The organism is Carboxylicivirga mesophila (assembly GCF_018271975.1).
Lineage (GTDB): Bacteria > Bacteroidota > Bacteroidia > Bacteroidales > Marinilabiliaceae > Carboxylicivirga > Carboxylicivirga mesophila.
In genome coordinates, this window is sequence record NZ_JAGUCN010000005.1 from 228,500 (window position 1) to 241,927 (window position 13,428).

Below are 13,428 nucleotides of genomic sequence, written 5' to 3' on the forward strand. Positions count from 1 at the left end.
TATTTCAGCTAAGAATATATGCTTCTGCAGCGCATCAGGATTTAATACCCTAATACTTCAATGTGGTGCAGATAGAACAGGTCAGAATCACCTGCCAAACCCAAAGGCCAGGCAAGGCCACCTGCTTTCTTCTTTTCCCGGAAGTTTAATCGTCTATGAGCTCTAAGAAGGAGGAGTCCTTAGTTATATGTCTTTTAGTCATTTTAGCATATAGATTTAAACAGGCATACGCAAGACGAAATAACCCTATTAGTTCTACTAATGTAATTGGAGCTATTACAAACTATACCTTGGTAAGCTGAAATAAAACTCAGCACCCCCGTTGGCTCCGTTTTTCACTGACACAATACCTTTGTGTACACTCACCGCATGCTTCACAATGGCTAAGCCCAGGCCTGTTCCACCCATCTTTCGTGAGCGCCCTGAATCAACTCTATAAAAGCGCTCAAATATGCGCGACAGATGCTTTTCGGGAATTCCTGTTCCGTTGTCTATCACAGAAAAATAATAGTATTCATCATCCTGATGATACATATCAATGACAATCTTCACATTTTCGCCAGCGTAGCTCAAAGCATTGTTTAACAAGTTTTGAAATACCGAACCCACCAACGATTTATTTCCGTTAACTATCACTGAGGCATCAATTTTAAGCACTATCTGTGCCCCTTGCAGCTTCACCACCTTATCCACATCATCAATAATTTCCTGTACCAAAGGAAGTATGGCAACCTGGCTAAACTCATAGTACTCCTCCTGCTCCTCTATTCTGTTTAGTAAAACAATATCCTCAATCAAGGAAGTAAGACGACTGCATTGCCTGTTGGCTTTATTTATAAAATAATCTTTCTTCTCCTCTGGAATATCTTTGTTATTGAGGATGGTTTCGAGATAGCCACTGACCGAAGCAACTGGCGTCTTCAGCTCATGGGCAATGTTTGAGGTCATTTGCTGCTTAAGTAGTTTTCTCTTTTCCAGTTTAGTCGTGTCTCGTATGTATATTTCAAAGCTCTTATCCGGGAAAATTATGCACTTAATTTCAAAATAATAGCCACTCTTTTTAACCGTCAGCTCAGTTTGAGGCAACTCAGTCTGTTGCTCGGTAACACTAACAAGTACAAGATGTTTATCAAGAAATTTATGCAGCTTTTTCAGCTCCTTAATTTCAAATATCTGTTCTGGATTTAACGAAGCTTTCTCTCCTATTAAATTTAAATACTGAACAAAATTAGGGTTGGTAAGAATTGATGTTTTTTCCCTTGAAAAGATGCCAATACCATCATTGACCACATACAAATGCTTTATCAGCTTCTCTTTCTCGAGGCTCAAAGCATCTTTAGTTTTCATCAGTTTAGTATACATCGATACAATTTCCTTACCTATTACCCCAAGCTCATCATGCGGAAACTGGTAATCTTCAACTAAAGGTTTGTTTTGTCTTAATTGCAGGGCAAAATCCTTCAACTTGGTTATACTTTCACTCATTTTACCTGTTACATATGAAAGGATTAACCAGGTAAGCAGGAATAAAAACGCTATGAAAATCAGAAACAGCTTTTCGGCTTTTAAGAAGTTTTTCACTTCAATATCGTATACCACAGCTGCCCGTATAAAAACATCATTGTAGCAATGGACATAATAATAAAAATCCTGCCCGGTAGTAGCCGATTGCCTGATATTCGATCCGGCTCCGTTGCTCGATACAATCGCCTTCTGTACTTCCGGTCGCTGAAGATGGTTTTCCATTTGCTGATAATCATCCACGAAATTATCATACAATACCTCGCCATCTTTATCGATTATGGTAAGCCTTGTTTCAACTGCCGGCAGTATCTTAAGCAATGAATCTACCAATTGGATTTCATTATTGGCAATGATTTCGTTCTCAAGAAGAAAACCGTTAGTTATTTCGGTAATGGCATTTAATGAGTTCTCTAATTGTGTAATCTTAAATTGCTTCTCTCTATTGTATTGAAATACAATAAAAGATAGTGTTACAATAAAAAAGATGGAGTAATAGTATAAAAACAGTTTTCGTTTAAAATTGATTTCAAACCCCATAAAGACTCTTTTTGCTGTTAAGTTTCGAAGTAGTAACCCAAGCCTGGACGATTTTTCAGATACTCTCCATATTGCTTTAACTTTTTCCGTAATCGTGTAATATTCACATCAACGGTACGGTTTGTGACCACTACACTATCGCCCCAAATTCGCTCAAGTATTTCGTCTCTTGAAAAAATCTTATTCTTATTCTCAAACAGTAAACAAAGAATTTGAAACTCTTTCAGCGTCAGTTCAATCTTTTCGTCATCAATCATCAAACTTTTTGCTTCCAGGTCCAGAACTATCTGTTCATAATGCAGCACCTTTGCATTTTCATTATCGGAAACTGGCAATGAGCGTTTTAAAGCCACCTTTACACGCGCAATCAGCTCTTTTAACGAATAAGGCTTAGTGATATAATCATCTGCTCCTAAATTAAAACCTGTCAGTAAATCATTTTCTTCACTTTTAGCAGTTAAAAATATGACTGGCATATCCAACTTTAATTCTCTCCGGACAGTATCTATCAGCTTAAAACCCGACATTTTGCCCATCATTACATCTAAGAGTAATAAATTAAATCGACTCAAATCTTTTTGTAATGCTTCTTCAGCAGAGTAGGCCACCTCAGTTTCGTAGCCTTCACTTTCCAGGTTAAACTGCAATATTTCGCACAGATCTTCCTCGTCATCAACAATTAATATCCGTTTAATAGCCTTACTCATGTAAATTGAACTTTTCACTAAGGTAAGTCAATTTAATAAGGAATTAATACTTTTTCGCTTTTTGGCAAAGAATATCAAGCCGCTTCTATTATGCCATAGAGGACCATTGTCTCTCAACACATCTGATTGTTAGGCGCTTTAGTTTTTGACAGGATAATTGATAGTACAGTCGGGTTAATGAGCTATTGTAATGGGGATGTTGTTTACTTTTTAGTACAAAAAAACCTAAGCCCATACAGGACTTAGGTTCAATATATTTTCGACCTTTGGCTTAAAACTGAAGTTCCATCTGCAGTCTGGTAATGATTTGATCTTGCCCGCCCACTTTGTCGCGGAAGGTAACATCACCCTGAAACTTAAAGTTGTGCCCAATGATGTATTTACTTACACCAATAGTATAATCTGTTAGTTCTTTATTAAAGGCTGTTTCGTTTGGCTTGGTAAATGCATAACGGCCTGATAATTCCCAGTTGTTTTTGAAAACATAACCCGTTTGAATATTGGCTCCATAACCAGTATAATAAACATCTACAACATCACCATTTTCGTCGTACACAAATTCATTGTCATCAGTAACCGTTCGGTTAGCTGCCTCAACCATTAATGAATATCCTCTGTATTTCAGCAAGAAATCACCACCAATGTTTAATAAATCGGCCTCACCACCTATAACACTACCAACCTGACCTCTGTCTTTGTAAGCATCAACGTTATAGTTTGTATAAGCTGCAATTGCAATCTTAGGTGTTTCCTCACGACTTAAATCAGCTGATTTATAAGCACCCTTGGATTTAAACTCTCCCAATGGGTGAACTTCTAATTTACCTGTTAAACTAACACCCGGTGCATAATCATTGTCCCTGATACCATCGCCTGAAGTAACAGCCCACTGATCAAATACAATGGCTTTACCGATGTTAAATTTATGGTGGAATTGCAGGCCGACATCCCTGTCAATGTTATAGTATTTGTTAAAAACCGAACGATCAACCATCTGCATATTGGCTGATGACACAACGCGTTCACGGTTACCCGGCAGTTTTCCCTGACCAAACCAAATCTCGTAGTTATCCTTCTTATATTTAAACAAAGCATCGCGCACATAGCCACCAACTACGTCGTACTCAATTTTGTATACAAGGCTTTTATTAAGGAAGTAGCCGTCAAATTTTAAACGCGAACGCTTAACCCATGCTTTATCCTCGAAATAGGCATCATTAGACGAGTCGCCTAGTCCATTCACAAAGTCCCATCTGGTTTGAATACGAGTCGTGAATTTTAAGTAAAAAAGATCATCGTCAGTTTTAAATCGAATCCCTTTTCCAACTTGAGCTGACAAACTGTTAATTTCCTGTGCTTCAACAATGCCAATGCTTACCAACACCATTAAAGCGCTTAGTAGTAAAATACGTTTCATGTTATTCCTGTGTAGAATTCCTATTTTACCAGAAAAAATAATTCCCACATTTCCCTGGTTGTTTTTTAACTTATTTTCCGGGTGCAAACCTAATCTCGTATTATTACGGAGCGGTTAAGATGTTGTTACATTTTTGTTACAATTAACAAATATATCCCAAAATATTATCTTTTAATTAATACACAGCCCAACACCTATAACAAAAATCAGCTTTTAGTTTGATAATGAAGAATCAACCAACAGCCCTAGGGTTAACTCTACTCTGACCTTGTTGCTTTTTTACTTCTTAACTCCAATCGAAATGATAGGAACAGTAAATATAAAAGTACAAAAATAGCGAGTCCGGCTGTTGGAATGGCGGCCTTTTGACCAAATAAAGTTATGGCTGTAACAACGGCGAAACCCGAACTTTTAATGGTTAGCAACAGATTTTCCGACATCACTTTAACTGTATTTCTTTTAAAAAGGCTTGCAATTTTTTCATATACCAAACCCAATACGAAGTGGGTCAGTAATAGTACCAAACCTATTTGCAATAAGATCAATGGCTCACTAAAAAAAACCTGACGATTAAGGCCTACCGCAATAAAAATTAATAATGCAAATCCCCAGTCAACCACTTTACCTCTTATTTTATCAATTAATTTAAACGGTTTTGAAAGCAATAAGAAACGGGAGATAATTAAAGGAACCACAATGGTTTTAACCATCAGCATAAACAAATCCCATGATGCAATGCCATCATTACCGGTTATCCAACCAACTGCAAATGGTGTTAGAAAAACGGTACATATAAAGGCTCCTAACACTCCTTTTATAGAATACTCCACATCGCCCTTCAAAATGTAAGAAAATGGTATTATTGCTACGCCTGGTGGTGTTGTGGCAATAACCACAAAACCATAAAACAAATCCTTATCTTCAATTAATAAATATGCCAGGCCTATCATTACAATAGCATAAATAACATAGTTAAGTAGCATACCAACCAGCATTGGCTTAACAAGCGCTTTTAAAGGAAAAAGACTTGAGGTACGTATATTAGTCATCGAAAAAGTCATTACAATTGCCAGCACATAAGTAGTGTAAGCTTTGATATTAGCAGCAAAGTCGCCAAGTACAAGCCCAACAACAACGGCAAAGACCAAAACAAAATTTCGATTTCGTAGTAAATTAATCAATACATACATCTGATTGCTCTATAAGTGTTATAAATATTAATGTAGCGCAAACTTACAAATTTTATTTAGAATTAATCTACATTAACTGTCCTTTCAAATAGTTTGGAACAGATGCCTGCAATTGCTTACTTTTGGCACGATTAATTACAGGTTAATAAACCGCTTACCATAGAAAACTAACAATATGAAAGGGCAACTATATTTAATACCCAATACTTTGGGCGAAAGTCCCATAGAACGCAACCTGCCTCAGGAAACAATCGACATTATACGTTCCATAAAATACTATGTGGTTGAGAACATTCGCACAGCCCGCCGATTCTTAAAAAAAGTAGATAAATCAATTGAAATTGATGAACTCACGTTTTATGTGCTGGATAAACATACCAACCCCAACGACATTCCAGGCTTTTTAAAGCCAATTAATGATGGTCACCACCTTGGTTTACTAAGTGAAGCTGGTTGTCCTGGCGTTGCCGATCCTGGTGCCGATGTGGTTAGTTTAGCTCACACACAGAAAATCAGGATTATTCCGCTGGTAGGCCCCTCCTCTATCCTGCTATCCGTAATGGCATCAGGATTAAACGGACAAAGCTTCGCCTTTAACGGCTATCTACCACTAAAAAAGGGAGAAGTTGGCAAGCATATCAAACACCTTGAAGAACGCTCGATACGTGAGAAGCAAACGCAGTTGTTTATAGAAGCTCCCTATCGAAATATGAAATTACTCCAGGAGTTAATAAATGCTTGTCGACCACAAACCCGATTATGTATTGCCTGTGATATTACGCTCGAAACAGAATATATTCAAACCAAAACCATAGCGCAATGGAAAGGCAAAGTACCCGACATTAATAAACGACCGGCCATCTTTTTAATCCTCGGATAAATGAGGCATACAATTGTTTATTCATATAATTGAATACCTTTGGTGCCAATACAAATATTGAGAAACAAATTAGTATGAAGAACATTTTCACAAAAAGTAGTGTGGCCATCACATTGCTTGTTGCATTAGGGCTTACTCAAGCATGTAATACACCAGATTCAACTGCCACCTTGTCAAGCAAAGCTGACAGCCTTAGCTATGGCTATGGGGTAATGATGGCAAGGCAACTGGCCTCTGAAGCCAATTTAAATGCAGATATGGTAGCAGCAGGTATACGCGAAGCATTAAACGAGTCGGCACAAATGACCATGGATGAAGCCAGCCAGGCTATTACAATGGCTAAAGCACAGGTAGGCATTGACTTTTTGGCGGAAAACGCTACTAAGGAAGGTGTACAAACTACCGAAAGTGGATTACAGTATAAAGTCATTGAGGAAGGCACAGGCGCATCACCTCTGGCCACCGATGAAGTTACAGTTCATTATAAAGGTTCACTTATTAATGGAGAGGTATTTGATAGCTCAGAAGGAAGCGACCCTATCTCTTTTCCGCTTAACAGGGTAATACCCGGCTGGACAGAAGGTTTACAGCTGATGAAAGAAGGTGGCAAAACCATCTTTTATATCCCTTACCAACTAGCCTATGGTGAAAGAGGTGCCGGCCAGGTTATTCCTCCATACTCTGCGCTGATATTCGAAGTAGAACTCATTAAAGTTGGCTCAAACTAAAACTTGAGTTGAAAATATTTTCGTTGGAAAGGATAGCTTTGTTATGGCTATCCTTTTTTTATTGGATCTATATTTAAAAAATTAGTTGCCCTATATTTCTAAGTCCTAAAAACTTACAAAGGACGTCCCAATCACCTCATAATTTTTAGCACATTTTTGTTTTGCAGTTTAAAAATAAACCCTACTTTTGCATCCGTTATCGAAAGAGATATACACTGCAACACTAGAGACCACAAGGGTTTCAGGCATGATATTAAAATACTGGAGAGATGGCAGAGTGGTCGAATGCGGCGGTCTTGAAAACCGTTGTACCGCGAGGTACCGGGGGTTCGAATCCCTCTCTCTCCGCTGAGGAAAACTGAAAAACAGTGAAAAAGCCCGTAGAACGTACGTTTTACGGGTTTTTTGTTGTTACACCTATAGCAAATTATTGCAATAAAACGCATGTTATACGGTGGCTTATTCGGTGACCTAAATAAGAAAATTGGGTGACGCCCCTAATAAGAGTATTATTCGCTGATATACAGTGTTATGCAGTTTTAATCATAGTTCATTCTTTGCTTTTAAAAGTAGCTTTGTAATCAAATAATTAAAGTAAATTTTAAAAGATTAAGTTATGATGCGATCAACCTTTTCCGTGTTATTTTATTTAAAAAAAGCAAAGCCATTAAAAAATGGAGAGTATCCCATTTATATACGTATAACTGTAAATGGCAAGAGAGCTGAAATAAGCTCTCAATGTTCTATTGAGAATAAAGATTGGGATAATAAGAAGGGACTCTCTAAACGGAAAGACAAATCAGCCAGACGTCTGAATGAATCCTTAACTGAAATCAAACATCAGCTTTTTCAAATTAAGTTAGATCTGGAAAGAGAAGATATCTCCCCCACTTCAGTAAATATTAAGAATCGCTATCTGGGTAAAGATAAAAAAGAAGTCAAACTGCTTGAGTATTATAAAGAGCATAATGAGAAACTACACTTGCTTGTCGGAAAAGGTATTGCACAAGGCACTGTTCAAAGACATGAAACATCTGCAAAGCATGTACAGGAGTTTATGAAACAATTTTATGGTAAAGGCGATATTTTACTGAATCAAATTACGCCTTCATTTATTCAGGATTATGAAGTTTATTTAAAGTCCGCCCGAAATTGTGCCCATAATACCACGGTCAAGTACATTAAGAATCTCAGTAAGATTATTCGTTCGGCTTTAATCAATGGCCTTATGACTGAAAATCCCTTTAAAGAAATAACCTTCAAACTCACCGAAGTAGACAAACCTTTTTTGGATAATGATGAACTCCAGCGCTTGATGGACCTTGAGTTAAACATTGATCGTTTAGAGCTCGTGCGCGACACCTTTGTTTTTTGCTGTTTTACCGGCCTCGCTTTCTCCGATGTTAAAGCTTTGACTACTGAAGATATCCACTTATTAGGAAAGCAATATTGGATAAAAATACTTCGTCAGAAAACCAAGATTATGTGCAATATTCCCGTGTTGCCACACATCCAGTATCTTATTGACAAATACGCCAACACTGTCGAGCGTCAAGATAAAAGCCTGATTATACCTGTTTTTAGTAACCAAAAGATGAATGCCTATCTCAAGGAGTTGGCAGACCTGGCCAATATCTCAAAGAATCTGACAACTCACGTAGCGCGGCATACATTTGCAACAACCGTGACTTTAGCCAATAAAGTCTCAATGGAGTCGGTCTCGAAGATGCTGGGACATACTAATCTGAATATGACACGTAAGTATGCACGCATATTGGATAAGACAATAGCCGATGAGATGCAAAATGTCTCAGCAATTTATTCATAACACATCAAAGAAAGGTGGCTAATATTCCAGTTAGCCACCTTTCATCATAAATTCAGCAATACAAATACGAGTTGTTTTGTGTACTTTCGTGCTCTTCAAAAAAAACAACCTAAATGAAAGAATCGAGTATGCTTGACTTTATTTCACCTTTTGCCTTACATCTGGATGTTGCTGAATTTGACGTTGAAACAGATCAGGTTGATGACCATTTTTTAAAGTTGGGAAATAACATATTAACCATTAATGGCTTTTCAGAAGAAGGTCTTTGGGAAGTTGATGTAATTAATAGTGTTAAGGATGCGATTAAGCAATTCTATGATAGAATTAAGCATGCCGATAGCAAACATAAGGGACAGGGTGTTGTTATTCAGCAAATAACCTTGCTTAACATGTTAATGAAAGACTTGGGGTTAATCAGGAATGATAAGACTAATTCCATATTAGATGAATACTATCACTTAACAACCAGTGAAAAGCTTGAAGCTCTGTTGAAGGAGGATAAATTTGGCGAAGAAGTTCATGAAGATGCACTGGAAGAAGATCTTAAGAGTGTACTTGAGGAAGTGCAGGAAGATGCCTTGTGTGACAAGATAGAAGATGTATTAGAAGATTGTCTGGATTTCTTATTCTTACTTTGTCAGAAATGCCTGATTATTGCACAAGGACAATTACAATATATTGAATGCATCCCTTCCAAGGAGTATAATGCCAATAACTTTGCTATTGGACCAACCATAAACATTACTGATAAGGTAAAGCTTACCTCAAAAGGCATCAACCATCATGTCAATGCCCTGGATATGGCTCAAAGCACCTTATTATTTCATTATCTGGAGAATAAAGGTTTAATACTGAAACATACCAACGAAAGTCTATCACGTTTAATCTATTGCCTGACTGGTTATTCCGGACAAAATATTCGAACCAACCATCTGCCATATGTCCAAAAACTTAAGTAGAATAAAACTATGGACAAAAAAGGCCAATTCAAAGATAAAAGCAAAGACAATGATAATTTGTTAGTTCTGAAGAAAAGAATAGAAGAACTACTGTCTGAAATCGAGGATGATATATCTAAACGGTAGATGATTTTGCAACCCTTTAGCGGCTTTTCTGTAAACGTAATTGATAAAGCGTTGATATAGTGTTTTAATAAATAATGTAACCCCTTTCATGGGGTTACAAACAGCATTATCTCGTCAAAAAAATAACCAACACCATTACTTTAGCTCCGTAATTTAAAATTAATGACAATGGAGTTTACTATTATCAATGAACTTAAGAATATTGTTCAGCGTATGGATGCCTTAGAAACCCAAATAAAGGATATGGGCAGTCAGCAGCATAATTCTAAAGAATGGATGGATAACGCTGATTTGAAGGCTTATTTAAATGTGGGTGATCGCACCCTCCAAAACTACAGGGATAATGATATTATACCGTATTCTAAGTTAGGAGGTAAAATTTTCTATCGCCGGGAAGATATTGAAAGAGTTTTGCTGGAGAATATGCAGGGCCAGTAATTTGCCACGTTATGCAAGTGTGATTGACCGAGTTCGCATCGTCAATTGTTCATCATTCTACTCCCACGAAGAATTCGTTGTACATTAAGTTGTTAATGAGAAATCGATGGCATGGTACCTCTGATATTCTTCATACCTCCAAGAGAAAAAATACATCCGTATTCCATCACTCTTTAATGATTACATTATCTGTCCGAAAATAATCAAACCTAGTTGCACCTGGGCCACAGTTTTGTTTTTACCCTTCTGTACATTTCCTTTTTTTGAATTTCCAAGTTACTGCTCAGAAATGCTTATGCTAGAGTTGATCACCAACTTCTATTTACAATCTGGACACTGCCTAAATAATAAAAGAACTAAAACTTTTAATTTTTTAATCAATCCATCCCCTATAGATAAAACCTGATTGGTATCACTGAAGACCGAAAACCTGGAAGAATTGCGTTTTGAGATCGACAGTTTGTCATTGCTTTAAGTTTTATACTGCAGACTCAGAGTCAGTTCGACACTTTCGTGAACTTGATTATATCGTAACTTTATGGCATTATGCCAGTGTTACGCAATGTTTCGTACACCCAAAGCTCGTAAAAGATCGTTACACGCCCGATTAAGCAGAATTATTCAACTAGTAGGCTTAAAAAAGCAGGAAATTAGCTCAAAATGGCAGGAAAATGGCAGGAAAATGGCAGGGAAATGGCAGGAAAAGCTCAAAAAAAGCTCAAGAAAGCTCAAAAAAGCAAGAAATTACAGGGGTAATATTCAATAATAGCAGGAGAATTGTTCAAAAATGCAGTGTTTTGCCTATTCCTCATTCATATAGTTTTGCCACTTAACCAGGATGAATTTATCAGCTCCCCGGTCTTTGAGCTCCATAAATCCATATTCATAGCAAAACAGATATAGATTTCCGTTCTTTGCCTTCCAGTAGTGTGTGAAATATCTTGGATTAAAACCTTCAGCAAGTAGCTTTGCTTTACGTATTGTAGCTTTACCTGCTTTGTTATAGGATTTTAGCAATCGCCTGTTGGTTTTTAATTGATTGTCAATTGTACTGTACAAAGATGATGTATTTGACTTGCTTTGTTGGTAATGATAGGCTGACTTGCAATATGAAGAACAGAATTTTTTATCACTTCTTCCAGTGATGGTTTCTTGACAATGGGGACATAATGACATGTGCTATTCGTTTAGTTAAACGTATAATAGACGTATAAATCTACGGCTGAATTATGTATTAATCAATTTTTTATGGTTATTGGGCTTATAGAGAACTGTTTAGAGGCAATAACATGATTCATTATGCATACAAAACCGCTCATTTTTTTAAATGAATTTATATATCAAACCACACCTTTGATTAAGCTGTTCTTTTATTCAGATATGGAAGTTGAAAAATGTATAAAAGAATTGAGTTATGTACATTATAGTCACCAATACAAGTGCTATTACATCCGAGACAATGAAGAAACCAAGCAACAAATAATTCAGGATGTAAAAGAAGTGGCGCATATATCCACAAAGTATCTTAAGTCAGAAACATTAAATAGCAAGAGAAAGAATAATACACCAGCAATAAAAAATGATGGTTCAAGTGGCGGAATTAACCATGAGCCAATAGTATCAATTGTTCTGGTTAATGATAAATGCTATTTAAAGTTGCCTGTGCCTTATAAGCAAATGTGGGTTGATTTTTTACACGAGATGGGATGTGTATTTGAATCCAAAAGACGGTTTTGGATTATTACTGGTTATATGTATAATAAAGATGTCATAAATGCCTATTTTCAAAAACAGGGATGTCGGCTGGATACAAGGGTAAAGCACGATGAAAAGGTGCAGCAGCATTTAAAAAGGCAAACATATAAAGAAGACAAAGAGGTGCAAGACTTTATTAAAGTAATGACACTACAAGGGGCCAGTATAAGGACGATAGAGAATTATGCCAGTCAGATTAAAAAGCTCAAGGATTATTATGAAGGCAGACAGGTAAATAAGATAAGAGATGAAGAGATTCGTGACTATCTGTTTTTCTTGCGCGAGGAATTAAGCTATTCTAGATCTGCTCAAAATATTGCGGTGAGTGCAATAAAGCGCTTTATATTATCATTAACCGATCGAGATTTTAATTCAAATCACATCCCCAGGCCAGCCAAGGTGAAGAGTTTGCCCAAGGTGTTAGACACGAAAGAAATAGAGGCACTTCTCAAGTTAAATATTTACATCAAACATAAATGCATGTTATACCTCTTGTATGCAACAGGGATCAGGTGTGGTGAGTTGGTTAACCTTAAAGTCGATGATGTAAATTTTGACAATAGGATAATAGTTATAAAACAAGGGAAAGGTAATAAGAGTCGAATTGTTAGCTTACCGTATAAGCTAGAGGTTTTATTATTGAAATACTTGCGCAATGAACGGCCAAATACTTTCTTTTTTGAAGGGCAGAACGGTGGACAATATAGTACAAGTAGCGTGCAAAAGGTAATAAAAAAAGCAGCACAAAAAGCAGGTATTGATAAACGTGTTACTCCCCATATGTTGCGCCATTCATTTGCTACTCATTTACATGATTCAGGTATGGATATTCGGAATATTCAGAAACTACTTGGGCATTCTAGCACGAAGACAACTGAAATTTATACTTACATATCAAAAAGAGATATTAGTAAATTAAAAAGTCCGCTTGATGACTTGGAAGTATAATAAATAATGACTTTTTTTATGATGAGTAAAGAATTCATGTCAAGAATTATTGCAATTGGTAAAGTAATAAGTATAGACAGGTTGAAAAGATAGTAATTCATACTATGTAAGACATGATTTGTGGAGCATTGATACATATGGAAGAAATTCAAGAGGATGCTTACACAATTATCTTTGTGACTGAGGAGGCGAAGCTATAAAGTCACACAAAAAATATACTATATATCAAAATGGTAATACTAAAAAAACAAGGTTGACCATATTGGGGATAGAGAGAGTACTCCGTCTATCCCCTAGTTAGAGCGTAATATGGAACGACATGACGACAATTTTCAGTCGGATTTCAGAAAAATGAAACAGGTAAATAAGGAAGACCGGCCCGATGGCATAA

Annotated in this window: 11 protein-coding genes and 1 tRNA gene; 7 read left to right on the top strand and 5 right to left on the bottom strand. The window is 36.7% G+C overall.

Translation table 11 applies throughout. The features are described 5' to 3' along the window. Positions 1 to 276 precede the first annotated feature (276 nt). The 4 genes from KEM09_RS06600 to KEM09_RS06615 form a co-directional block, all read right to left on the bottom strand. Positions 277 to 2,061 carry a sensor histidine kinase gene (locus KEM09_RS06600; protein WP_212226988.1) on the bottom strand — a complete coding sequence of 595 codons (1,785 nt, stop codon included), beginning with the start codon at positions 2,059 to 2,061 and terminating at the stop codon, positions 277 to 279. A 17-nt stretch (positions 2,062 to 2,078) separates the two neighbouring features. Then, positions 2,079 to 2,768 carry a two-component system response regulator PhoB gene (locus KEM09_RS06605; RefSeq protein ID WP_212226990.1) on the bottom strand — a complete coding sequence of 230 codons (690 nt, stop codon included), beginning with the start codon at positions 2,766 to 2,768 and terminating at the stop codon, positions 2,079 to 2,081. 271 nt (positions 2,769 to 3,039) lie between these two features. Then, the gene (locus KEM09_RS06610) at positions 3,040 to 4,185 is read right to left on the bottom strand and encodes a porin family protein (RefSeq protein WP_212226993.1); all 1,146 of its coding nucleotides are present in this window, start codon (positions 4,183 to 4,185) and stop codon (positions 3,040 to 3,042) included. Between the two features lie 257 nt (positions 4,186 to 4,442). Then, positions 4,443 to 5,366 carry a bile acid:sodium symporter family protein gene (locus tag KEM09_RS06615; protein WP_212226995.1) on the bottom strand — a complete coding sequence of 308 codons (924 nt, stop codon included), beginning with the start codon at positions 5,364 to 5,366 and terminating at the stop codon, positions 4,443 to 4,445. Positions 5,367 to 5,550: 184 nt separating this feature from the next. Here KEM09_RS06615 and KEM09_RS06620 point away from each other — a divergent pair, with 184 nt between their 5' ends. The 6 genes from KEM09_RS06620 to KEM09_RS06645 all read left to right on the top strand — a co-directional run bounded on the left by KEM09_RS06620 (position 5,551) and on the right by KEM09_RS06645 (position 10,334). Next, positions 5,551 to 6,255 (top strand): SAM-dependent methyltransferase, encoded by a 705-nt coding sequence (locus KEM09_RS06620; protein ID WP_212226997.1) that lies wholly within the window; start codon positions 5,551 to 5,553, stop codon positions 6,253 to 6,255. Between the two features lie 74 nt (positions 6,256 to 6,329). After that, entirely contained in the window at positions 6,330 to 6,983 is a 654-nt protein-coding gene (bamJ, locus tag KEM09_RS06625) for a BamJ family beta-barrel-assembly machinery protein (protein WP_212226999.1), read from the top strand. 263 nt (positions 6,984 to 7,246) lie between these two features. Next, positions 7,247 to 7,331, top strand: a tRNA-Ser gene (locus KEM09_RS06630). A 268-nt stretch (positions 7,332 to 7,599) separates the two neighbouring features. Next, positions 7,600 to 8,811 carry a site-specific integrase gene (locus KEM09_RS06635; RefSeq protein ID WP_212227001.1) on the top strand — a complete coding sequence of 404 codons (1,212 nt, stop codon included), beginning with the start codon at positions 7,600 to 7,602 and terminating at the stop codon, positions 8,809 to 8,811. Between the two features lie 113 nt (positions 8,812 to 8,924). Next, a complete protein-coding gene (locus tag KEM09_RS06640) occupies positions 8,925 to 9,770 on the top strand; it encodes a PDZ domain-containing protein (protein ID WP_212227003.1) in 846 nt (281 codons plus the stop codon). Positions 9,771 to 10,064: 294 nt separating this feature from the next. Continuing rightward, on the top strand, positions 10,065 to 10,334 hold the full coding sequence (locus tag KEM09_RS06645; RefSeq protein WP_244824883.1) for a helix-turn-helix domain-containing protein: 270 nt from the start codon (positions 10,065 to 10,067) through the stop codon (positions 10,332 to 10,334). Positions 10,335 to 11,135: 801 nt separating this feature from the next. Here the strand turns inward: KEM09_RS06645 and KEM09_RS06650 are convergent. Then, positions 11,136 to 11,393, bottom strand: a complete 258-nt coding sequence (locus KEM09_RS06650) for a hypothetical protein (RefSeq protein ID WP_212227006.1) — start codon at positions 11,391 to 11,393, stop codon at positions 11,136 to 11,138. A 240-nt stretch (positions 11,394 to 11,633) separates the two neighbouring features. Between KEM09_RS06650 and xerA the strand changes: the two genes are divergently transcribed. Beyond that, a complete protein-coding gene (xerA, locus tag KEM09_RS06655) occupies positions 11,634 to 13,037 on the top strand; it encodes a site-specific tyrosine recombinase/integron integrase (protein ID WP_212227008.1) in 1,404 nt (467 codons plus the stop codon). The last annotated feature ends 391 nt before the right edge of the window (positions 13,038 to 13,428 follow it).

Excerpts from the sequence above, each read along its gene's own strand:
- KEM09_RS06600 (WP_212226988.1), bottom strand. The coding sequence starts at position 2,061 with ATGGGGTTTGAAATCAATTTTAAACGAAAACTGTTTTTATACTATTAC.
- KEM09_RS06605 (WP_212226990.1), bottom strand. The coding sequence starts at position 2,768 with ATGAGTAAGGCTATTAAACGGATATTAATTGTTGATGACGAGGAAGAT.
- KEM09_RS06610 (WP_212226993.1), bottom strand. The coding sequence starts at position 4,185 with ATGAAACGTATTTTACTACTAAGCGCTTTAATGGTGTTGGTAAGCATT.
- KEM09_RS06620 (WP_212226997.1), top strand. The coding sequence starts at position 5,551 with ATGAAAGGGCAACTATATTTAATACCCAATACTTTGGGCGAAAGTCCC.
- bamJ (WP_212226999.1), top strand. The coding sequence starts at position 6,330 with ATGAAGAACATTTTCACAAAAAGTAGTGTGGCCATCACATTGCTTGTT.
- KEM09_RS06635 (WP_212227001.1), top strand. The coding sequence starts at position 7,600 with ATGATGCGATCAACCTTTTCCGTGTTATTTTATTTAAAAAAAGCAAAG.
- KEM09_RS06640 (WP_212227003.1), top strand. The coding sequence starts at position 8,925 with ATGAAAGAATCGAGTATGCTTGACTTTATTTCACCTTTTGCCTTACAT.
- KEM09_RS06645 (WP_244824883.1), top strand. The coding sequence starts at position 10,065 with ATGGAGTTTACTATTATCAATGAACTTAAGAATATTGTTCAGCGTATG.
- xerA (WP_212227008.1), top strand. The coding sequence starts at position 11,634 with ATGCATACAAAACCGCTCATTTTTTTAAATGAATTTATATATCAAACC.